Here is a 20302-nt window from a genome sequence, read left to right on the forward strand (position 1 = left end):
TCGATGCGCACAGTGCTAGAGCGCGAGTTCGTCAGTTTCGATGGTGTGCCGCTGTTCTACCGGCACTGGCCGTTGCACGATGCCGTTGCGACCGGCACGCCCAGGGCGGTGGTGCTGCTGCATCGTGGCCATGAGCACTCCGGCCGTGTGATGCATCTTGCCGAAGAACTCGACATGCCCGATGCGCAGTTCTTTGCCTGGGATGCACGCGGCAACGGTCGCTCGCCCGGCGTGCGTGGCGATGCGCCGGGCTTCGAGGCGCTGGTGCGCGATCTGGACAGCTTCATCGCGCATCTTCGCGCCACCCACGGCATCGCCGTGCAGGACATCGTGGTGATCGCGCAGAGTGTGGGCGCGGTGGTGGCTGCCACCTGGGTACACGATTACGCCCCGTCGCTGCGCGCGCTGGTGCTGGCATCGCCGGCGTTCAAGGTGAAGTTGTATGTGCCGTTCGCACGCGCCGGGTTGGCGTTGCTGCATGCGCTGCGCGGTAACTTCTTCGTCAACAGCTACGTCAAGCCGCAATGGCTGACGCATGATCCGGCGCGCGCGGAAAGCTATCGCACCGATCCGTTGATCACCCGCCCGATTTCGGTGCGCGTATTGCTCGGTCTGTACGCGGCCGCCGATCGCGTGGTGGACGATGCACAGGCCATCACCGTGCCGACCCAGTTGCTGGTCTCCGGCGCGGATGTTGTGGTGCATCGCGGCCCGCAGGATCGCTTCTACGAAAACCTGCGCTCGCCGATCAAGCAGCGCCACTGGCTGCCGGGGTTTTTCCACGACACCCTGGGCGAACGCGATCGCGCGATTGCCATCGCGCACATTCGCCAGTTCGTCCAAGTGCGGTTTGCGCAACCGCCGGTGCGCGCCGCGCTGCGCAATGCCCACCGTGCCGGCCCCAGTTTCGAAGAGGCCGAACGGCTGGCCTGGCCACCGCAGCGCAACAGCCTGCAGGACCTGCGCTGGCGCGGCGTGCGTGCCGGCCTGCGCCTGGGTGGCAAGCTCTCCGAGGGCATCGCGCTTGGTCTGCAGACCGGTTTCGATTCCGGCAGCACATTGGACTACATCTACCGCAATCAGGCGCATGGTCGCGGGCCGCTGGGCCGCATGATCGACCGCACGTATCTCAACGCGATCGGTTGGCGCGGCATCCGCATCCGCGGCAGCCATCTGGGCGAATTGCTGCGCGAGGCAGCGGCGCGCTTGCGTGGCGCCGGCAAGCCGGTACGCGTCCTGGACATCGCTGCCGGACACGGCCGCTATGTGCTCCAGGCGCTGGGCAGCGGCGCACAGCGTGCCGATGCAATCGTGCTGCGCGACTTCAGCCCGCCCAACGTGACCCAGGGCACTGCGCTGATCCAGGCGCTGGGCGCTGGCGACATCGCCCGTTTCGAACAAGGCGATGCGTTCGACCCGGCAGCATTGGCGTCCGTGCAACCGGCTCCGACGCTGGCGGTGGTCTCGGGCCTGTACGAATTGTTTGCCGATAACGACCAGGTCGCGCGCTCGCTGGCCGGCCTGGCCGCGGCGGTGCAGCCGGGCGGTTATCTGCTTTACACCGGTCAGCCCTGGCATCCGCAGCTGGAATTCATTGCGCGCGCGCTGACCAGTCACCGCGATGGCGTGGCCTGGGTGATGCGCCGGCGGAGCCAGCAGGAGATGGATGGCCTGGTGGAAGCGGCGGGCTTTCGCAAGGTGGCGCAACGCATCGATGCGTTCGGCATCTTCACCGTGTCGATGGCGCAGCGGGTCGACGCATGAGCCGCGCTGCGCGGCCAGTCGGTCGTGCCGCGCTGTGGCTGGCGTTGCTGGGGCCGTTTTTCTTCCTCAGTTACGGCCTGGCCAACACGCTGGCCGGGCGGGCGACGCAGGTGCCGTCGGTGGTATTCGGCTGGGAACACGGCATGCCGTTCTGGCCGTGGACCATCGTGCCGTACTGGTCGATCGATGCGTGCTACGCGGTCTCGTTTTTTGTCTGCCGCAATCGCCGCGAGCTGGACACCCATGCACTGCGCTTGCTCAGCGCACAGCTGATCTGCGTGGCGTGTTTTTTGCTGTGGCCGCTGCGCTACAGCTTCGTGCGGCCCGAGACCGGGGGCGTGTTCGGCTGGCTGTTCGCGGTGCTGCTGGGTTTTGACAAACCCTTCAATCAGGCGCCATCGCTGCACATCGTGCTGTTGGTTGTGCTGTGGGTGCGCTATGCGCAGCATCTTTGCGGGGTGTGGCGCTGGCTGCTGCATGCCTGGTTCGCATTGATCGGTGTGTCGGTGCTGACCACGTATCAGCATCACTTTCTGGATATTCCCACCGGGCTCGCGGTGGGCTGGCTATGCGTGTGGATGTGGCCGGAGCGTATCGCTGCACCGTTCGCGCGGGCACGGTTTGCACGCGACCTGCGTCGTTGGCGCTTGGCCGTGATGTATCTGGCCGGCGCGCTGGTCAGCGCTGCGCTGGCGCTATGGAGCGGAGGTGCAGGACTGTGGTTGCTGTGGATCGCCCTGGCTTTGCTGCTGGTTGCGTTGAATTACGCGCTGCTCGGGCCGGGCGGATTCCAGAAGCGCAGCGATGGGCGCCTGAGTCTTGCCGCGCGCTGGTTGTATGCGCCGTATCTGATGGCAGCATGGTGCAACTCGCGCCTCTGGACGCGGCGCGCCCCGTCGCCGCGCGCGGTATGCGATGGCGTGTGGCTGGGGCGGATTCCGCTGCCCGGCCAGCGCGACGAGCGTGCTGCGGTGGTGGACCTGTCTGCAGAGCTCTCGTTGTACGCCGCGCAGGCGCAGGACCGTGTGGTGCCGATGCTCGATCTGGTCGCACCGTCGCCAGCGCAACTACGCGAGGCGGCGCAGGCGATCGCGCAGGCGCGTGCGCACGGCCCGGTGCTGGTGTGTTGCGCATTGGGCTATTCGCGCAGCGCTGCCAGCATGGCCACCTGGCTGGTGCGCAGCGGCCGCGCCCGGGACGTGGATGCGGCCATCGCACAGCTACGCGCCGTGCGGCCGTCGATCGTGCTTGGGCACGCGCATCGCGCGGCGATCGTGGCGGCATGCGACGGTCATGACGGTGGCGACGACATCCCCGAACGGAGAGCGCAATGAATACCTCCCCGCTGACCTTGCCGGCCATGCGCGCAGTGCTGCGGCAAGGTGCAGCACTGGACCGCTTCTCACTCCTGCTGCTGGCGGCGGCCATTGGCTTGCTCGGCGTAGCCGAGGCGCCGCCGTTGATGCAGTTGGGCTATGCCATCAGCGTGCTTGCGGGCGTGGTGCAGCGCTATTGGGCGTTTCGCGTGGGCCTGGATGCCGACCTGCTGGCGGCCTCCATCGCGCATCTCGAACGCTGCGGCGGCAGCGAGCAAGAGGCCGCGCACCAGCTCGATGCGGCGATGCATGCCATTGGCCTGATACCAAAGCTGCCGCCCGCACGCGACTGGGCATCGCGCTGCGCCGGCATGCGCCGCCTGCTGCGTTGGCAGCTGGCAAGCGTGGTGGTGCAACTGCTGTTGGTGGCTGCTGCGCTCGCTCTCGGGATCTTCAGATGAGCGACGCACCCGATTCCGCTCAGCGCGAACCGCAACACGCCGCGCCAGCGCAGCGGGCGCTGTGGCAGCGGCTGCAGGGCTACCGCTTTGGCCAGGACGACGCGGCGTTTGCGGCCTTCGTTCGGCGCGTGGCCAAGCAGGCACAGTGCAGCACCGCGCAAGCGCAGGCGTTGGTGGAGGAGTACCGACGGTTCTGTTTTCTTGCCTGCACCGACACCCACGAGGTCACCCCCAGCCCGTTGGTCGACCAGGTCTGGCATACGCATCTGACCGACACCCGCGAGTACTGGCAGCAGTTCTGCCCGCACGTGCTGCAGACCACCCTGCATCATCAACCCGGACGCGGCGATGCCGGCGAACAGGCGCGGTTCCAGGCGCAGTACCGCCAGACGCTGGCGCGTTACCGCACGCAGTTCGGCGAGCCGCCGGCGCAATGGTGGCCTGCGGCGCGACCGCAGCAATCGACGCTGGATCCGCTGCACGAGGACACTGCCGAACAGACCTTGCAGGCCTTGCGTGGAGCGCCGAAGTTGTCTGGGCCGCAGCGCGGTGTGCCGTATGCCGGCTTCGCGTGGGCGATCATCGTGGTGGCAGTGGGGATGGCCTGTCGCGCGGCCAATGGCGGGGCGCTGTCGCCGCTGCACTGGCGCGGTGTCTATTTCCTGCCGCTGTTCATCGCGCTGATCGGTCTGGCCTGGTCGATGGCGGCATGGTTGCGACGGGTGCTGCGACGCGGTCGCACCGCAGCAGCACTGGATGCCAGCGAGCTTGCGTATCTGGCCGGCGGCGCCGATCGCGTGGCCGACCTGTGGTTCACCGAGTTACTGGTGCGCAATGCGGTGTATCTGGAGCGCGACGCAACCGAACCGGCACGCCACTGGGTGCGCTGCCACCGGCAGATTGCGGTTCCGCCTGCGCTGGAGCCGGCACTGGAAGCGGTGCGCACCACCGAAGACCCGGTGTGGGCCTTGCGCGCGTTGCGCGCGCTGGCCGCACCGCTGGAGCAGCGCTTGATCGACAAGGGCCTGTGGCTGAGCCAGGCGCAGGCACGCGCGGTGCGTCTGGCATGTACCGTGCCGGTGGCGCTGGTATGGGGGCTTGGCCTGTGCAAGCTGGTCATCGGCGTGCAGGGCAACCATCCGGTGGGCTATCTGCTGTGTCTGATGGTGCTGACCACATTGCTGGTGCTGGGCTTTGCGCTGGTGCGCGTGCGGCGCACGCTCGGCGGCGAGGCCCGCCTTGCGACACTGCGTCACACGCGGCGACGCGATGCGGCGCGCACCGGCGGTGATCCAGGCGAGGCAGTGGCGCTGTACGGCACCGCGGCACTGATCGGGACCGCTTGGGCCGACTACCACAGCCTGCGTGCGCCGCATGGCCACGCCGGTGGCAGTGGCAGCAGCTGCGGCGGGGGCGGCGGCGACAGCGGCGGCGATGGTGATAGCAGCGATGGTGGCGGCGGCTGTGGCGGCTGCGGTGGAGGAGGCGACTGATGCAACACGGACAGCAACAGCGGCAGTTGCAATGGGCGCGCGTGCTGCGCGGGCGTGGCGCCACGCCCAATGGCGTGTCGTGGGTAAGCATCGCGTTTGCGGCGCTGGCCGGGCTGATGTTCTACATCGGATTGAGCGCGCCTGCGCGCGAAGGAGCCATGCCACTGCTGCTGGCGGTGCTCGGGCTGCAGGGGCGGCTGTGGTGCAACCGCATGGATGGCGCGCTGGCGCGCCAGGCGCGCATGGTCTCGCGTGCCGGTGAGGTCTACAACGATGCGCCCGATCGGTTGTCCGATGTGCTGGTCTGCGTGGGCCTGGGCTATGGACTGCAGGCCGGCCTGCCGTGGGCTGCGCAACTGGGGTGGGCGGCGGCGCTGTGCTGCGTGGCCACCGCATATGTGCGCATGCTGGGCCTGGCCTGCGGCATGCCAGAGCCGCGACAGGGGCCGATGAGCCGCGTGCAACGCATGCAGTGGTTGTCGCTGGCAGGCGCGCTGGCCTTGCCGCTGCAATGGATGGGCCAGCCGCGTCTTGCGGCCTGGCTGCTGATCGGCGCACTGGCGGTGTTGATCGCTGGTGCCTTGCTGACGGTGGCGGTACGACTGCGCACGATCGTGCGCACCCTGGAGCAGAAATGATTGCCCGTTTCATCGCGCGCGGCTGCAGCGGCGCCATTCGTACCTTGACCGGCGCGCGTGCGCTGTGGCGCGGTTGCGCGCCCTCCAACGAACGCCGCGTGTATTACGGCAACCACGCAAGCCACGGCGATTTCGTGCTGATCTGGTCATCGCTGCCGGCCGGCCTGCGGCATGAAGTGCGCCCGGTGGCGGCGGCCGACTACTGGCAGCGCACCGCCCTGCGGCGCTATCTGATCCATGCGGTCTTCAACGGCGTATTGATCGAGCGCGACCCGGCGCAGCGCACGCGCGACCCTATCCAGTGCCTGTGCGATGCGGTGGACGCCGGCGATTCGTTGATCCTGTTTCCCGAAGGCACGCGCAACCCGGACGACGGCGTGCTGCCGTTCAAGAGCGGGCTGTATCACCTGGCACGGCAACGCCCGGAACTGGAGTTCGTGCCGGTGTGGATCGACAACCTCAAGCGCGTGATGCCCAAGGGCAAGTGGTTGCCGTTGCCGCTGCTGTGCACCACCACCTTTGGCGCGCCATTGCGCCTGGACGCGGACGAAACCAAGGATGTGTTTCTGACGCGTGCACGTGCGGCGTTGCTGGCGTTGTCGCCGGATCACTTGGAGGCGCGCGCATGAGCCTGTCTGCGTACAGCGGCCAGCTGCAGCAGTCTTCGATGCATCAGCAGACGCTGTGGCTGTTCAGCGGTATCGCGCTGGTGCTCATCATCGCCACGCTGATTTCCGAAACCCTGCGTTGGCGCGCACGCGAACGCCCCAGCACAGTGCTGGACAACCTGGTCGCCCGCATCCGTGCGTGGTGGGTGATGGCCGCGGTGGTCGGCCTTGCGTTCGTGTTTGGCCGCGCCGGCGTCATCGGCTTGTTCGCGTTGGTGTCGTTGTTTGCGCTGCGCGAGTTCATCACCTTGACCCCGACCCGGCGCGGCGATTACTACGCGTTACTGGCCGCGTTCTACGTCGTGTTACCGTGGCAATACGGCCTGGTGTGGACCGGCTGGTACGGCCTGTACACCTTGCTGATTCCGGTCTACGCGTTCCTGGTATTGCCGATCCTGGCCACCATCGGCGGCGACACCACGCATTATCTGGAACGCACCGCCAAAGTGCAGTGGGGCCTGATGATCTGCGTGTTCTGCATTTCGCATGTGCCGGCGCTGTTGAACCTGGACATTCCCGGCTATGCGGGGCGCAATCTGCTGTTGATCGCCTTCCTGGTGATCGTGGTGCAGTCCTCGGACGTACTGCAGTACGTGTGGGGCAAACTGGCCGGCCGCCATCTGATCGCGCCGAAATTGTCGCCGTCCAAAACGGTGGAAGGATTCATCGGCGGCGTGGTGTCGGCCAGCCTGCTCGGGATGGCGCTGTGGTGGATCACCCCGTTCGCGCCGTGGCATGCCTTCGGCCTGGCATTGGTGGCCAACCTGATGGGATTTTTCGGCGGGCTGGTGATGTCGGCGATCAAGCGCGATCGCGGCATCAAGGACTGGGGCCATATGATCGAAGGCCACGGCGGTGTGCTCGACCGCCTGGATTCGGTGTGCTTCGCCGCGCCGGTCTTCTTCCACCTGATTCGCTATGGCTGGGCGTGACCGCTTGTCACATCGCTTGTCATGAAATCGCAACACGTGCATCGCGTGCCGTTGGCGATCTGCAGCACCGGATCCGCCCAGCGCGCGTCGGTCAACCGCCGCGTCTGGCCAACCGAAAGGCTGACCCGCACGACACCACGCTGTGATCGGGAGCCCGTGCGCGCCACGTCTGGCAGAAGCACGCCGTGACGATTGCCGATTCCCGGCTTACGTCAGACCGTACTCTTTAAGCTTCTTGCGCAAGGTTGCCCGATGAATGCCCAGCATCGCCGCAGCGCGGCTCTGATTGCCTTCGCAGTGGTTGAGCACTTCGACGAACAACGGGATCTCCATCTCGCGCAGCACGATTTCGTAAACGTCGTCCGCGTCGCTGCCGTCCAGGTCGCGCAGATAACGGCGAACGGACTGGGCCACGTGTTCGCGCAGGGGCGACTTCGGGGCGCCACGACTGGTGTCAGGACGAGAGGGGGCTGCGTTCAAAGGAGATTCCCAGTGTCACGAAGCCGGGACGCGTGGCCGGCGAGGGGGAGTGAGTCTAGCGCGTGACCTCATCGCTCGCCACGCCCACGTGGCGGTCGCGCCCGTTCACCGGAAGTCGAAACTGAAGGCAGCGGTGCTCGCGGCCGGTTCGCGCACCCGAAACGCGACCTGCACCGCCTGACCCGGCGCCAGCGTGTCCTGCGCAGCCGGCGACTGTCCCAGATAGTCCTGCGGCGACAAGATGCGGGTGCCGATCACCCGGCCGTCGGCATCGGACAGCGACAGCTGCAGCCACGGCCAGGCCTGTGCCCAGCGCGCGTCGTTGCGGAAGCTGGCCTGGATCTGCAGCACCCCGGCCACGCCGGGCAGCGGGCGCACGTCGCGGTTGAGCAGGGTCAGCGCCTCCGGCTCGCGCCAGGCCGGCACGCTGCAGCGCGCCAGCGTGCAGGCCGCGCTGATCAGCGGCCGCCAGCGCGGGCTGGTGGCCAGGTGCGCGCGGTCGGCGATGACGATCTGCAACCCGAGCACGCCGACCAGCCCGACCAACAGCGCCCACTGGCGCCCGCTGGCGCGTAGCCGCGGCCGGGTGACGCCACGCCGCGCGAAGGCGGGCGCGGCCAAGGCGGGAGCGGGTAGGGGCTGCAACTGCGCAGGGGAGGGGCGGGACTGCGCGATGCCGGCATCGCACTGCGCGTCCTCGCCTGCCAATGCGCTGGCTGCGCCGGACTCGGTGGTTGCCGGGTCTGGATGGCTGGAGGGGCGGCCCGGGTGCGACTGGCCGTCGGGTGTGCTCGCCGTCCGCTCGCTGCCGATGGTATCGGCCTGCGTTGCGGCTGCCGCCGTTGCCACAGGTGCTGCAGATCCTGCAGACGCTGCTGCCGCTGCGGTTGGAACCTGCCGCTCGGTCGTTTCCGTCAGCGCCTTCGACGTGCCCGGCGCATTCCGGGACGGCAGGTCTGCATCCGTCGACGCACGTGGCGCACGTTGCTGCGCTGAATTCAGCGGGACAGGTGCAGTCCGCGCGGTTGGGTCTTGGAGGGCGTCATCGGTCGCGGCATCGATCGGGGCCAGCCCGTCATCGCTGGCGTGGGCGTCGCTGGCGGCCGACGCCGGGCGAGGTGGATCGCCCATCGCATCAGAGACGCGTCCGGCTGCGAGTGCGGTCGCCGAAGCGGACGGCATCGTGGTGCCGGGCGCGGGCAGTTGCGTCTCGCCGGACACTGGCGCCTGGACACCATCGTGCCCGGGCGTGCCCGTTGGGCGATGCGGCGACGCAGCCACCGCGGCGGCTGGCGATGGCACGCGCGGCGCCTGCTGCGCGTCCACCGGCGGCGGTGTTGCCGGCGGCAACGCAGAGCCTGGGGCCGGTATGGCCTGCTCCGGCGGCTCCACAGGCGGAACCAGCGGGGTGGGCACCAGCGGTGGAGCGGCCGGCGTCGCACGCAGGAACGTGGCCAGGGGGCGGCGCGGTGGCGGAGTCTCGGACATCGGCAGGCGTGCAGCGGGAAGACCCTTATTCAACCACGCGCACGTCCAACGGCGAACCTGTGCCGGCGGCGATGCGATCAACCCGCAGCGCGCATGCCTGCAGGTTCTCGCACCCGACCCAAGTGGTCATGGCGCCGTCTGCGTCGATGCCGACGCAACGCGCGCAGCGCATGCCGTCTCCGAAAACGGCCGCCGCGACAGCAACGCAAGCCGGCGATACGCCCAGGCGCATCCAGGATCAGGAGGCTACAGCTAGCGGAACATCGCCTTGAGATCTCGGTGCCGGGTGCGTCAACTCGCCGATTCCCGATTCCCGATTCCCGCTTCACCGCCTGCGCCGCGTCTTCCCTTCAGCCAGCAACAGATCCAGCAGGCCGGCGCGCTGGCGCGGCGTCAGGGTGTCGAAGCGCGTCAGCAGCACGCGTTGCTGGTCATCCAGGCGGCGGTACTGCGCCGGTTCTTCGGCGATGGCCGACACCGGCGGGCCGAACACGCGGTCGCCGCGGCCGGTGGCCAGGTATTCGAACGCCATGCCGCTGCGCTTGGCCAGGCCGATCAGGTTTTCCACCGACGGTGCGGTGCCTTCGGCCATCTCCCATTGCGCCACCGCGCTGCGGGTGACGCCCAGCTCGCCGGCAAGGGCTTCCTGGGTCAGCTTGGTGAGGCTGCGGGCTTCGCGTACTCGTTCGTACAGCTTGCTCACACGGCACCGTTGGAGGGCAGGCAGGGGCGGGAGATATAGCCCTAGCAGCGCCTCGAGATAGTTCGTATAACTTTCATATAGCCATATGTTTGCGATACTGTCGGCGAATCGGTGATGGTCACATCACAGCGAACTCAAGGAGGATGTTCATGGTCGAGCCTGCCGGCCGGAAACCCGACCCACAGCGGCGCACTCCGCACCCGTCCGTCGCGCCCGCAGATGCGCCGTGGCCTGCCCATTCGCCAGTGGACCCTGCGGTCAGACGGTTTCGTGGCGCGGCCCGGTATGCGATCTGGCGGCGTGGCGCCGAGTGGACTGCCGTGGCCGATGGTCCGCAGTGGTCAGCAGCGCTGGCACCGCGGATCTGGGCGCTACGTCAGCGGCAATGGCCGGTGCTGGCGGTGAGCGCGCCGATGCTTGTGGTTGCCGGCGCAGTGGCGCTTGCAGGTGTGCAGGGGTGGTCGCCCGTGGCCTGGACGGCGCTGCTGGTGGCTGAGGTGCTGCTGCGGGTCTGGGTGGCCCGGCAGGCCGGGCCGTGGCGCACTGCGGCACTGCAACGCACCGGCTGGCAACTGGTGACCCGGTTACGGGCGATCAGCGTGGCCGATGCAGTGACTACCGCGCAGATCCGCGCCGGCCGGCCACAGCGCTAGCCGGCGTGGATGACGTGCTGGATCAGCCGCGGCGCACGCCGTCGATCCGCATCCAGTCTTCGTCGCGTTCGCAGCGCAACTGTTCGAACCAGGGGGCGTAGCGTTTCAGCAAGTCGTCTTCCTGGCCGTGCAGGATGCCCGACAGCGCAATCCGTCCGCCCGGTGCCACGCGCGCGGCTAGGGTGTCGGCCAGGGCGTCCAGTGCCGAGGCCAGGATGTTGGCCACCACCACCTGGTAGGTCTGCACCGGTTCGTCCTGCGGCATGTAGACCGCCAGCTGGGCGTCCACGCCGTTGCGTTGCGCATTGTCGGCGGTCGCCAGCAGTGCCTGCGGGTCGTTGTCCACGCCGACCGCGTGGGTGGCGCCCAGCTTCAGCGCGGCGACCGCCAGGATGCCCGAGCCACATCCGAAATCGAGCACGCTACGGCCCTGCAGCTCGCCGCTGCCGGCCAGGCTGTCCAGCCAGCGCAGGCACAGCGCGGTGGTTTGATGGGTGCCCGAGCCGAATGCCAGGCCCGGGTCCAGCCGCACCACGGCGGCTTCCGGGGTGTCCGCGGCTTCGGGCAGCGCGTGATTCCACGGCACGATAAAGGTGCGTTCGCCAAACTGCATCGGCTTGAACAGGTCCATCCAGGCACGTTCCCAGTCGCTGTCTTCGACCATACGAAACGCCACCTGGCTCCAGTCCAGGCCCGGATCGAAGGCTTCCAGCGCCGCCAGCACCACCAGCGCGTCGCTGTCGCCATCGAACAGCGCGGTCATCGTCAGTCGGTCCCACAGCGGCATCTCGCCCACACCGGGTTCGAGAATGGCGCGCTCGTTGCTGGTATCGGCATCGGCGTCGAGCATGGTCACCGCCAGTGCGCCCACATCGTCCAGTGCATTCTGGAAACGGGGCAGGGTGACCTCGGAACAGGAAAGCGTCAGTTCAAGAAACGGCATCGGGGCGGTCGGGCAATTCGAAACCACGCATCCTAGACCATTCGCGCCGGCATGCCTGCCGCTCTACAGGCGATTGCATTCGCAGGCGCCGTCGGCTCCGGCGGTATGTCCTACTCATGCGTGAGGTGGAAAAACCCTGCTTCGCCGATCAGGATGCGTCCGCTGCCAGGCAGACGGCGTGCTGTCGGCGATTGGACGATGGCCCGGTGTGACGCTGTCTGGAAGCGCGTCTGCGGTGGATGTGCTGCCCTGCCCATGGCTGTGCGCCGATGACGCCACACGTGGGAGCGAACCGGTGATGCCGTTGAGTCATCGAACAAGGTCTTTGGGTGAGGGCCGAGGCGAGCAAGCAGGAAGAGGCGTTGCATCTTTGCGAGCACGCGCAATCGCGCGCGTAGACGGCTGCATATGTGCTGTCGTGCTGTCGTGCCCCGCGATGTGTGCGGTGCGTGGGTCCACTCACAACTCGACAGCGCTGCAACTGGGCAACGCAGCGTCGTCGAGGCGATAGCGCAACGCCAGACTCGGGCCAAGCAGGAGCTCTTCGACATGCGCTGCTGTCGGATGCTCAACCCGCGAAAATCGATGCCGCATCCGGCATCCGCAACCGATCAACTCAACAGCAAGCCGGCAAGCAGCTGAGCAACATCAACATCAACATCGCCACCAACACGCAGCACAGCACAGCACAGCAAAGCAAAAGCAAACATCCCACAGCACTGCGCAACCGAACGCCTGCAGCGCGCCACTCACCTGCAGTCCGCGCAGACCGTTACCGCATGTCGCCCCTTTCTCGCCACTTCCACTGGCAGCGTCTGCTTGGCGGCAGCTGTGCGCGTGGGTGGGTGCTAGACTCCGCGCCGTCGCTGCGGGTGGTTCCGCAGCAGGGTCGCCGCCATCCATGCCGCTTGCTCGTGCCCGCCATCTCTGGCTGCTGCTCGCTCCCGCTGCGCTTGCGGCGGCCGCGTGGTGGCATGTGCGCGTGCAACCGGCCGGGCTTGATGCCGACCGCGCAGTGCCGGTTGCTGCACAGGTGATCCCGGTCAGCGCTGCCCCACCGCAGCCGCACACGGCGACCGAGCACGGTGCCGCGTTGCAGCTGCCCCATCGCGATGCAGTGGAAGCGCAACCGGATCTGTATCGCTACGCGCAGCAATTGCAGCAGCAGGTGCGTGCCGGCGATGCACAGGCCGGGTGGCGGTTGAGCCGTGTCTACGATTACTGCGCGCCCTATGCGGCCAGTCCGTCCGGCTATGCCGCCGACAGCGCATGGATCGCCGCGCAACACACGCCGGGAGTGGCAGCGATGCATGCCGCACGCGAGCGCCTGGCGCAGCGCTGCGCCGGTTTCGCCCCCACCGACGGGCTGAGTCCGCGCATGGTTGCCCAGCAACGCCTGGTCGCGGCGCGCGCCGGCAGCCTGGCCGCCGAGGCCGCCATGCTGGCGTTGGGCGAACCGTTGCACGCATCGCCCGGCTACAAGCGCGCGCTGGTGCAACGCGTGCTGGCCTCGCGCGATCCCGAGGCCTATCTGGCCCTGGCCCCGGCGATGGGCGCGCGGGCCAGCGGCGATGACAGCCTCCAGGGCTATGTGGCCGGCGATCAGTTCGCCGAGCTGGCCTGGCAGGTGGCTGCATGCCGGCTGGGGCTCGATTGCAGTGCCGGCAGCACCTTGGTCACCAGTTATTGCGCCAACGCGGGCATCTGCTCGCGCGACAGCGCACAGGATTTCGTGTCGTTCGTATTCGATGCCGCGGTGCCGCGGCAGGGAGCAGACAGGGTGGATGAGATGGTCGATACATTGGTCTCCGATCCGGGAGCGCAGTCATGAATTACCGTCGGTTGGCGCACGGCGCCAAGTTCTGGTTATGGGTGGCGTTGTTCGTGGCGTATTCGGCGGCGGCGGTCAGCATCGTGATGATCGACACCGCCGATCACCGGTACCAGCCGCTGTCGGTCAAGTCCACCAGCGTCACCGCCGACGAACAGCAGCGACGGCATGGCGCAAGCCAGGTCGCTGCGGTCTACCGCGCCAGCAGTGCCATGCCGTTTTCCACCTTGCCGGCTGGCTCCACTTTCCAGGTGGTGTGGCCGGACGGCTCCACCGAAACCATGACCGTGGTCGACCCATCATCGGCCAGCGGCATCGTGCCGGTGCCGGGCAGCCAGCAGGCGCCTGCGCCGCGGATCCGGTAGCACCCTGGATCCCGTAGGAGCGCACCTGGGCGCGACGAGGTTCCACCGATAAAGCGCGGTCGCGCCCGGGTGCGCTCCTACGCATAGGTCGGCGGCTGCATGGTGTTGCCGGTGCGGGGTGTCGTCGAGCCGCTTGCTTGGCCTGCATGAGGCGCTGCCGACGCGATGCACCGAGAAATAACGCAACAAAAAAGCCCGGTTTCCCGGGCCTTTTCTGCTTCATCGATGCAAGGGCAGGCGCGATCAGGTCAGGGCGATCGACTTGTTCTTGCGCTCGGCCAGGCGCTTTTCCAGGTAATGGATGTTCTGCCCACCGGCCTGGAAGCCCTTGTCGCGCATGATGCGCTGCTGCAGCGGGATGTTGGTCTTGATGCCGTCCACCACCATCTCGCTCAGCGCCACGCGCATGCGCGCAATCGCGGTTTCGCGATCCGGGCCGTGCACGATCAGCTTGCCGATCATCGAATCGTAGTTCGGCGGCACCTTGTAGCCTGCGTAGATGTGGGTATCCACGCGCACGCCAGGGCCGCCTGGCGGATGGAAGGCGGTGATCAGGCCCGGGTTGGGCATGAAGGTTTCCGGGTCCTCGGCATTGATGCGGCATTCGATCGCATGCCCGCGCAGCACGATGTCGCTTTGCTGGATGCTCAGTTTGTGGCCGGCGGCGATGCGCAGCTGTTCGCACACCAGGTCGATGCCGGTGATGCGCTCGGTGACCGGATGCTCCACCTGGATGCGCGTGTTCATTTCGATGAAGTAGAAGCGCCCGTTCTCGAACAGGAACTCGAACGTGCCGGCGCCGCGGTAGCCGATGCGGATGCAGGCGTCCACGCAGACCTTGCCGATCTCGTTGCGCAGTTCTTCGGTGATGCCCGGCGCCGGCGCTTCTTCCACCACCTTCTGGTGGCGACGCTGCATCGAACAATCGCGTTCGCCCAGATGGATCGCACCGCCCTGGCCATCGGCAAGGACCTGGATTTCCACGTGGCGCGGATTTTCCAGGAACTTCTCCATGTAGACCTGATCGTTGCTGAAAGCGGCCTTGGCTTCGGACTTGGTGGTTTCGATGGCAGCCTTCAGCGCCGCCTCCGAATGCACCACGCGCATGCCGCGCCCACCGCCGCCGCCGGCGGCCTTGATGATCACCGGGTAGCCGATTTCGCGCGCCACCTTGGTGTTGGCGACGATGTCATCGCCCAGCGGGCCGCCCGAGCCGGGCACGCACGGCACGCCGGCAGCCTTCATGGCGCGGATCGCTTCCACCTTGTCGCCCATCAGGCGAATGGTGTCGGCCTTGGGGCCGATGAAGATGAAGCCGGATTGCTCCACACGTTCGGCGAAATCGGCGTTTTCCGAGAGGAAGCCGTAGCCGGGGTGGATGGCCTGCGCATCGGTCACCTCGGCCGCGGCGATCAACGCCGGGATGTTGAGGTAACTGTCGCTGGAGGCGGCCGGGCCGATACATACCGACTCATCGGCCATGGCCACGTGCTTGAGGTTGCGGTCGACCGTGGAATGCACCGCGACCGTGCGGATGCCGAGCGTGTGGCACGCGCGCAGGATGCGCAGCGCGATTTCACCTCGGTTGGCGATGACGACTTTATCGAGCATGGGAATAGGGAGTCGAGAATGGGGAGTGGGAAGATGCGGGCTTCATGGCGCGGCTCCGCGTCTGCGTAAGGCATTCATCAATGCAGTGAGCTTGGCGAAGACCTGGTCGACCTGTCGGCTGGCGATGTCTTCGTCTTCGGGATTGCTGTAGCCCAGTCGGACCGCGATTTGGATCTGTGTATCAAGTTCGGAGAGCGAGCCGCGCGCAATCGAGAGAAATCGCGCGTAGTCGGAAGTGGAGCGTCTCGCCGCACCTTCGGCGATATTCGATGGAACGCTGACGGCCGCACGGCGCAACTGCGCCGTCAAGCCGTAGCGTTCCTGCTCGGGAAAGACGTCGGTAAACCGATAGATCATTTCCACCAACTCCATGGAATCGCGCCACGCCTCAAGACGTTCATGAGGCCGCTTTGCCGATTCCCCATTCTCCACTCCCGATTCCCGGCGCTTCAGCCAATCACAAACAGCGGCTGATCGAATTCCACCGGCTGGCCGGTTTCGCCGAGGATGGCGACGATGGTGCCGGAGGCATCGGCTTCGATGGGGTTGAACATCTTCATTGCCTCGATGATCGCCAGGGTATCGCCGACCTTGACCTGCTGGCCGACGGTGACGAACGCCGGCTTGTCCGGGGAGGGCGAGGTGTAGAACGTGCCGACCATCGGGGCGCGCAGCACGTGGCCTTCCGGCAGTGCGGCGGCCTGCTTGGCGCCGCCGGTGGAGGCTTCGGTAGGCGACTGCATCGGCATGGTGGCCGCGGCGGCCGGCGCCTGGGCGGCGGGGGCTGGCGCGTACTGCTGCTGCACTGGCGCGCTCAGCATGGCCGCGCCCTTGGGCACGCGCGCCAGGCGCACGCTTTCTTCGCCTTCCTTGATCTCGATTTCGGCGAGATTGGATTCTTCGAGCAGGTCGATCAGTTTCTTGATTTTGCGGAGATCCATAAGGGCCTCTGGAAGTGAAACGGTGGGGAGTGCCGGCGGATGCCGGCGGAATGGGATCAGGACGCCGGCGCGCTGGCCGAGGTCGATGCGGCAGGGGTCATGCGTCGCGCTCCAGGCGCGCGATCACCGCTTCCAGGGCCAGCCGGTAGCTGTCTGCGCCAAAGCCGCAGATGACCCCGTCGGCCTTGTCGCTGAGATAGCTGTGGTGCCGGAACGGCTCGCGCGCGTGCGGGTTGGACAGATGAATTTCCACGAACGGCAGCCCCACGCCCAGCAGCGCATCGCGCAGCGCCACCGAGGTATGGGTGAAGGCGGCCGGGTTGATCAGGATGTAGGCGGTGCCGTCCTCGCGCGCGGCGTGGATGCGCTCCACCAGCACGTGCTCGGCATTGGACTGCAGGCAGTGCAGCACGTGCCCGGCCGCTTGCGCGCGGTCCACCAGGGCCGCATCGATCTGCGCCAGCGTGGTACGCCCGTAAACCTCCGGCTCGCGGGTGCCGAGCAGGTTGAGGTTGGGGCCATGCAACAGCAGCAGATGGGCCATGGGATCGGCAAGAGCGGAAAGGCCGGAAGTCTGCGCGATGTCGTCGATGCTGTCCAGTTCGACGAACTTAGGTCTGTTTAAAACGATTGTTTTAAATTTCGAGTGGTTTGGGCGGTGGCTAATGGTGGCAGGCATCAGTGCGCCAAAGGTCATAGTGCCGGCTCTGAAAGCCCCATCCCGATGCGAGCCGAACCGGTAGCCGGCCGTGCGCACCCGTCGCGCAGCGTTTACGCTCTGGCGCGCTGGAGGCGCCGTCCCGGCCGGTCGCGCGCTAATCGCTGCTGTCGGCATCCTCTCCTGCCGGGCGTCAGAATGTTGTGCCGGCGGCAGCAATTCGGTGAGTGTCCGGCTTGTTCGTGGCAAGGGCGCAGGAGGTGATGCTGCAGCAGGGCCGCGATCTGCGTTTTGCGCGCAGATCCAGGCGCCAACAACGAGGCGCCGGGCCGGACAGGGCCGGCGTGTCAGATGAAGGGCGATCGGCGCGATCGATCCCGTCTGCTGCCTCGCTTCGTGCAGCTGCCCGTCATGCCGGCCGCGGCCACTGTCGCCTGCTGCACATCGCATGCATCAAGGCGGCGCAGGTGTCGGAGGCACCGAACAGGCGACACCGCGCGCAGCCTGACGCCGCGCCTGCCCATGCCGGCACCGGCCAGTCCGGTCTGCAGGGCGCCAGCAGAGCGCGGGGCACGCAGACTGACGGCCAAGAGGGGCAGCGAACCCGCGCTTGGACGTGCCGCAACGCGCCTCGTGGCGCGGGTGCCGGTCTACATGATTCGCAACATCTTCGACCTAGCCCGCCAACAGACGGCCGCCGAGGTCACCAGCTGCAGCGAAGGCGCTGCCTCACCGCGCTGCGCGCAGCAAGGCATCTTCGGTAATGGCGCCGGTCAGCACGGTCGGCAGGATCGCCGGTGGGGCGCCGGGGCCGTAGACCACGTACAGCGGCACGCCGACGGCCTGGTGCTGGTCGAGGAAGGTGCTGATGGCGGGGTCGACATTGGTCCAGTCGCCCTTCATGTAGACCGCATCGACGCGGCGCAACGCGTCGCGGAATTCGGCGCTGCTCAGTACGTTCTTTTCGTTGGCCTTGCAGGTCACGCACCAATCGGCGGTCATGTTGACGAAGACCACGCGGTTGTCGGCGCGCAGGCGGTCCAGCAACTGCGGGGAGAACGCCACCACGCCCTCGGTCGCGGTGGCCGCCGGCAGGCTCAGGCGCGTGACCGCGACCACCGGCACCAGCGCCAGCACCAGCATCGCCGTGGCCAGGCCCATGCCCAGGCGGTGGCTCTTCCAGCGGCTGCGCTCGAAGCACCACAGGCCCAAGGCCAGCAGGGTGGCGCCGACCAGCATCAAGGCCAGCGCATCCACGCCGCGTTGCTTGCCCAATACCCACAGCAGCCAGATCGCGGTGAGATACATCGGGAACGCCAGCACCTGCTTGAGCGTTTCCATCCACGCCCCGGGGGTGGGCAGGCGCCGCGCCAGCGAAGGCACGAAGCCGATCAGCAGGAACGGCAACGCCAGGCCCAGGCCCAGCGCCAGGAATACCAGCATCGCCAGCAACGCCGGCGCGGTGAAGGCGTAGGCCAGTGCCGTGCCCATGAACGGCGCGATGCAGGGGCTGGCGACCACGCAGGCCAGCACGCCGGTGAAGAAGTCGCCCAGCGGTCCGTTGCGGGCGGCCAGCGACTGCCCGATGCCGCCCAGGTTGGTGCCCAAGGTGAACACGCCCGACAGGCTCAGCCCCACCGCGAACATCAGATAGGCCAGCGCCGCGACGAACCACGGCTGCTGCAACTGGAAGCCCCAGCCGGCGGCCTGCCCGGCGGCGCGCAAGCCGATCACCAGCCCGCCAATGGCGGCGAAGGACACCAGCACGCCCAGCGAGTACCAGATCGCATGGCTACGTGCGTGGCCGCGGCTCTCGCCGCTGTGCGCCAGGCCCAGCACCTTCAGCGACAGGATCGGCAGCACGCAGGGCATCAGGTTCAGCACCAACCCGCCAAGCAGCGCCAGTACCAGCATGCCCAGCAGGCCCTTGTCTGTATGCGGCGGCGGCGTGCGCTCCGGATTGCCGGCCGAGGCATCGGCGACCGGACCGGCAGTGCTGGCGGCAGGCGCGGGCTCGACCGGTGCCTGACCGGCAGCCAGCGGCGAAATCATCAACGGCGAAGCCTGGGCCTGGTTCTGCGGCGACACGATTCCGGCCGGCACATCGAGGGCGACGCGGCGGGTCATCGGCGGATAGCAGATACCGTCGGTCTGGCAGCCCTGGAAGGTGGCCACCAGGGTCACGTGGGCCGGATCAGGGTGGTCGCGCAGCAGCGGCAAGGTCACTTCGGCCTGGTCGAAATACACCACCACATCGCCGAAGTGTTCGTCGCGGTGGGCCTTGCCTTGCGGCCAGCGCGGCAGCCCGGTGCGCACGCCGCTGGCGCCTTCCAGTGCCAGCGAGGTGCGGTCGCGGTAGATGTAGTAGCCCGGCGCCGGGGTGAAGCGCAGCAGCAGGCTGTTGCCGTCGCCGACGATGGCTTCGAAGTTGAAGGCCTGCTCGGCCGGCAGCGGCAACGCGTCCACGCCGGCGGTCTGGCCGGGGGCGCCGAACAGGCGCGGGCCGGCGGCGCTGCGTGGCACCAGCGCGCCCAGATTTTCGCGTGGCGCAGCAGTGGCCTGCGCCCCGGTGGCATCGGCCGCGGGCAGGTCGACGCGGATTTCGCGCCGCTGCGGCGGATAGCACACGCCGGCATCGGCGCAGCCCTGGTACTGCACCTGCAGGACGGCGGTCTGCACCGCCGGGTCGGCCTTGCCGGCCAGGGTGGCCTGCAGTTGCTTGCGGTAGGTCTGCACCTGGCCGAAGAACTCGTCGTGCTTGCTCTCGCCCTCCGGCAGCGCCAGTTCGCCCGCGGCAAACCCCTTTCCGGCCTTGACGCTGATGCGGTGGCGATACAGGTAGTAGCCCGGTGCGATCTTCCAGTTCAGCGCGATGCGGTCGCGGCTGTCGGCGGTGGCGCTCAGCGCGAAGGCCTGGTCCACTGGCAGCAGATCCTTTTCGCTGATCGCCAGGGCGGGGAAAGCGGCCAGGGCCAGCAGGCACAGGGCGGCGATACGGTGCAGCACGGTCATCGGCTTACGGTTCCTCACGGGTTTCGGCGTACACCCACTGCAGGTAGGCAGGCAAGCCGCCGGCGACCTCGAGCTCGATCAGTTCGGGGACGTCGAAGGGGTGCAGCTCGCACAGCCGCTGTTGCAACGCGGGGATGCGGTCGGCGGCGGTCTTGATCAGCAGCAGCACTTCCTCGGCCTGCTCCACCACGTCCTGCCAGCGATACGTGGCATGCACACCGGGCAGGCGGCTCACGCACGCGGCCAGGCGTTCTTCGACCAGGACCTGGGCGATCCGCGCGGCGCTGGCCGGATCGGGGCAGGTACTGAACAGCAGGCGGAGGGGTGGGGGCGAAGACATGCGGC

At 67.6% G+C, this 20302-nt stretch carries 21 protein-coding genes; 10 read left to right on the plus strand and 11 right to left on the minus strand.

The annotated features are described in order from the left end of the window. Positions 1-3: 3 nt before the first annotated feature. The 7 genes from EO156_RS02850 to EO156_RS02880 are packed head-to-tail and all read left to right on the plus strand — an operon-like array spanning position 4 to position 7272. On the plus strand, positions 4-1764 hold the full coding sequence (locus EO156_RS02850; protein ID WP_029827944.1) for a bifunctional alpha/beta hydrolase/class I SAM-dependent methyltransferase: 1761 nt from the start codon (positions 4-6) through the stop codon (positions 1762-1764). Beyond that, the gene (locus EO156_RS02855; protein WP_016851372.1) at positions 1761-3098 is read left to right on the plus strand and encodes a phosphatase PAP2/dual specificity phosphatase family protein; all 1338 of its coding nucleotides are present in this window, start codon (positions 1761-1763) and stop codon (positions 3096-3098) included. The genes EO156_RS02850 and EO156_RS02855 overlap by 4 nt, the downstream gene beginning before the upstream one ends. Then, a complete protein-coding gene (locus tag EO156_RS02860) occupies positions 3095-3541 on the plus strand; it encodes a hypothetical protein (protein ID WP_016851373.1) in 447 nt (148 codons plus the stop codon). Before EO156_RS02855 ends, EO156_RS02860 begins: the two co-directional genes overlap by 4 nt. After that, a complete protein-coding gene (locus EO156_RS02865) occupies positions 3538-5034 on the plus strand; it encodes a TIGR04222 domain-containing membrane protein (RefSeq protein WP_029827947.1) in 1497 nt (498 codons plus the stop codon). Before EO156_RS02860 ends, EO156_RS02865 begins: the two co-directional genes overlap by 4 nt. After that, complete coding sequence (locus EO156_RS02870) at positions 5034-5672, plus strand: CDP-alcohol phosphatidyltransferase family protein (RefSeq protein WP_029827950.1); 639 nt, start codon at positions 5034-5036, stop codon at positions 5670-5672. Before EO156_RS02865 ends, EO156_RS02870 begins: the two co-directional genes overlap by 1 nt. Continuing rightward, positions 5669-6301 (plus strand): 1-acyl-sn-glycerol-3-phosphate acyltransferase, encoded by a 633-nt coding sequence (locus EO156_RS02875; protein WP_003483153.1) that lies wholly within the window; start codon positions 5669-5671, stop codon positions 6299-6301. The genes EO156_RS02870 and EO156_RS02875 overlap by 4 nt, the downstream gene beginning before the upstream one ends. Beyond that, positions 6298-7272: a phosphatidate cytidylyltransferase gene (locus tag EO156_RS02880; RefSeq protein WP_016850616.1), complete on the plus strand. Its 975-nt coding sequence runs from the start codon at positions 6298-6300 to the stop codon at positions 7270-7272. The genes EO156_RS02875 and EO156_RS02880 overlap by 4 nt, the downstream gene beginning before the upstream one ends. Positions 7273-7479: 207 nt before the next feature. On the opposite strand, the gene fis is transcribed toward EO156_RS02880, so the two are convergent. The 4 genes from fis to EO156_RS02905 form a co-directional block, all read right to left on the minus strand. Then, complete coding sequence (fis, locus tag EO156_RS02885) at positions 7480-7752, minus strand: DNA-binding transcriptional regulator Fis (RefSeq protein ID WP_002804983.1); 273 nt, start codon at positions 7750-7752, stop codon at positions 7480-7482. A 105-nt stretch (positions 7753-7857) separates the two neighbouring features. After that, a complete protein-coding gene (locus EO156_RS24270; protein WP_230577982.1) occupies positions 7858-9240 on the minus strand; it encodes a DUF3426 domain-containing protein in 1383 nt (460 codons plus the stop codon). 25 nt (positions 9241-9265) lie between these two features. Continuing rightward, positions 9266-9472, minus strand: a complete 207-nt coding sequence (locus tag EO156_RS24100) for a hypothetical protein (RefSeq protein ID WP_124632040.1) — start codon at positions 9470-9472, stop codon at positions 9266-9268. Between the two features lie 93 nt (positions 9473-9565). Then, a complete protein-coding gene (locus tag EO156_RS02905) occupies positions 9566-9943 on the minus strand; it encodes a helix-turn-helix domain-containing protein (protein WP_003483164.1) in 378 nt (125 codons plus the stop codon). A 143-nt stretch (positions 9944-10086) separates the two neighbouring features. Here EO156_RS02905 and EO156_RS02910 point away from each other — a divergent pair, with 143 nt between their 5' ends. Then, on the plus strand, positions 10087-10596 hold the full coding sequence (locus EO156_RS02910) for a hypothetical protein (protein WP_026007086.1): 510 nt from the start codon (positions 10087-10089) through the stop codon (positions 10594-10596). 22 nt (positions 10597-10618) lie between these two features. Here EO156_RS02910 and prmA read toward each other — a convergent pair whose 3' ends face one another. Beyond that, complete coding sequence (gene prmA / locus EO156_RS02915; RefSeq protein ID WP_005914154.1) at positions 10619-11539, minus strand: 50S ribosomal protein L11 methyltransferase; 921 nt, start codon at positions 11537-11539, stop codon at positions 10619-10621. 901 nt (positions 11540-12440) lie between these two features. Between prmA and EO156_RS02930 the strand changes: the two genes are divergently transcribed. Both EO156_RS02930 and EO156_RS02935 read left to right on the plus strand, forming a co-directional pair. Further along, positions 12441-13370 (plus strand): hypothetical protein, encoded by a 930-nt coding sequence (locus tag EO156_RS02930; protein WP_029827957.1) that lies wholly within the window; start codon positions 12441-12443, stop codon positions 13368-13370. Then, positions 13367-13735 (plus strand): hypothetical protein, encoded by a 369-nt coding sequence (locus tag EO156_RS02935; RefSeq protein ID WP_005914152.1) that lies wholly within the window; start codon positions 13367-13369, stop codon positions 13733-13735. Before EO156_RS02930 ends, EO156_RS02935 begins: the two co-directional genes overlap by 4 nt. A gap of 243 nt (positions 13736-13978) precedes the next feature. Here EO156_RS02935 and accC read toward each other — a convergent pair whose 3' ends face one another. The 6 genes from accC to cutA all read right to left on the minus strand — a co-directional run bounded on the left by accC (position 13979) and on the right by cutA (position 20297). Next, entirely contained in the window at positions 13979-15346 is a 1368-nt protein-coding gene (accC, locus tag EO156_RS02940) for an acetyl-CoA carboxylase biotin carboxylase subunit (protein ID WP_016850528.1), read from the minus strand. Between the two features lie 42 nt (positions 15347-15388). Then, entirely contained in the window at positions 15389-15718 is a 330-nt protein-coding gene (locus EO156_RS02945; RefSeq protein ID WP_026007107.1) for a four helix bundle protein, read from the minus strand. Positions 15719-15795: 77 nt separating this feature from the next. Continuing rightward, positions 15796-16287, minus strand: a complete 492-nt coding sequence (gene accB, locus EO156_RS02950; RefSeq protein ID WP_003483182.1) for an acetyl-CoA carboxylase biotin carboxyl carrier protein — start codon at positions 16285-16287, stop codon at positions 15796-15798. 97 nt (positions 16288-16384) lie between these two features. Continuing rightward, complete coding sequence (gene aroQ / locus EO156_RS02955) at positions 16385-16831, minus strand: type II 3-dehydroquinate dehydratase (protein ID WP_003483185.1); 447 nt, start codon at positions 16829-16831, stop codon at positions 16385-16387. Between the two features lie 843 nt (positions 16832-17674). Then, positions 17675-19957, minus strand: a complete 2283-nt coding sequence (locus EO156_RS02960) for a protein-disulfide reductase DsbD (RefSeq protein ID WP_029827960.1) — start codon at positions 19955-19957, stop codon at positions 17675-17677. 4 nt (positions 19958-19961) lie between these two features. After that, a complete protein-coding gene (gene cutA / locus EO156_RS02965; protein WP_016849639.1) occupies positions 19962-20297 on the minus strand; it encodes a divalent-cation tolerance protein CutA in 336 nt (111 codons plus the stop codon). Positions 20298-20302: the final 5 nt, after the last annotated feature.

It is taken from the genome of Xanthomonas sp. DAR33341 (assembly GCF_003992815.1).
Taxonomy (GTDB): Bacteria; Pseudomonadota; Gammaproteobacteria; order Xanthomonadales; family Xanthomonadaceae; genus Xanthomonas; species Xanthomonas cissicola.

What these genes read in the sequence shown, in the direction of transcription:
- EO156_RS02875 (WP_003483153.1), top strand. Translation starts at nt 5,669, where the DNA reads ATGATTGCCCGTTTCATCGCGCGCGGCTGCAGCGGCGCCATTCGTACC.
- EO156_RS02945 (WP_026007107.1), bottom strand. Translation starts at nt 15,718, where the DNA reads ATGGAGTTGGTGGAAATGATCTATCGGTTTACCGACGTCTTTCCCGAG.
- EO156_RS02865 (WP_029827947.1), top strand. Translation starts at nt 3,538, where the DNA reads ATGAGCGACGCACCCGATTCCGCTCAGCGCGAACCGCAACACGCCGCG.
- EO156_RS02935 (WP_005914152.1), top strand. Translation starts at nt 13,367, where the DNA reads ATGAATTACCGTCGGTTGGCGCACGGCGCCAAGTTCTGGTTATGGGTG.
- EO156_RS02930 (WP_029827957.1), top strand. Translation starts at nt 12,441, where the DNA reads ATGCCGCTTGCTCGTGCCCGCCATCTCTGGCTGCTGCTCGCTCCCGCT.
- aroQ (WP_003483185.1), bottom strand. Translation starts at nt 16,831, where the DNA reads ATGGCCCATCTGCTGCTGTTGCATGGCCCCAACCTCAACCTGCTCGGC.
- EO156_RS02855 (WP_016851372.1), top strand. Translation starts at nt 1,761, where the DNA reads ATGAGCCGCGCTGCGCGGCCAGTCGGTCGTGCCGCGCTGTGGCTGGCG.
- EO156_RS02850 (WP_029827944.1), top strand. Translation starts at nt 4, where the DNA reads ATGCGCACAGTGCTAGAGCGCGAGTTCGTCAGTTTCGATGGTGTGCCG.
- accB (WP_003483182.1), bottom strand. Translation starts at nt 16,287, where the DNA reads ATGGATCTCCGCAAAATCAAGAAACTGATCGACCTGCTCGAAGAATCC.
- EO156_RS24270 (WP_230577982.1), bottom strand. Translation starts at nt 9,240, where the DNA reads ATGTCCGAGACTCCGCCACCGCGCCGCCCCCTGGCCACGTTCCTGCGT.
- EO156_RS02860 (WP_016851373.1), top strand. Translation starts at nt 3,095, where the DNA reads ATGAATACCTCCCCGCTGACCTTGCCGGCCATGCGCGCAGTGCTGCGG.
- EO156_RS24100 (WP_124632040.1), bottom strand. Translation starts at nt 9,472, where the DNA reads ATGCGCCTGGGCGTATCGCCGGCTTGCGTTGCTGTCGCGGCGGCCGTT.
- cutA (WP_016849639.1), bottom strand. Translation starts at nt 20,297, where the DNA reads ATGTCTTCGCCCCCACCCCTCCGCCTGCTGTTCAGTACCTGCCCCGAT.
- accC (WP_016850528.1), bottom strand. Translation starts at nt 15,346, where the DNA reads ATGCTCGATAAAGTCGTCATCGCCAACCGAGGTGAAATCGCGCTGCGC.
- prmA (WP_005914154.1), bottom strand. Translation starts at nt 11,539, where the DNA reads ATGCCGTTTCTTGAACTGACGCTTTCCTGTTCCGAGGTCACCCTGCCC.
- EO156_RS02910 (WP_026007086.1), top strand. Translation starts at nt 10,087, where the DNA reads ATGTTCATGGTCGAGCCTGCCGGCCGGAAACCCGACCCACAGCGGCGC.
- EO156_RS02880 (WP_016850616.1), top strand. Translation starts at nt 6,298, where the DNA reads ATGAGCCTGTCTGCGTACAGCGGCCAGCTGCAGCAGTCTTCGATGCAT.
- EO156_RS02870 (WP_029827950.1), top strand. Translation starts at nt 5,034, where the DNA reads ATGCAACACGGACAGCAACAGCGGCAGTTGCAATGGGCGCGCGTGCTG.
- EO156_RS02960 (WP_029827960.1), bottom strand. Translation starts at nt 19,957, where the DNA reads ATGACCGTGCTGCACCGTATCGCCGCCCTGTGCCTGCTGGCCCTGGCC.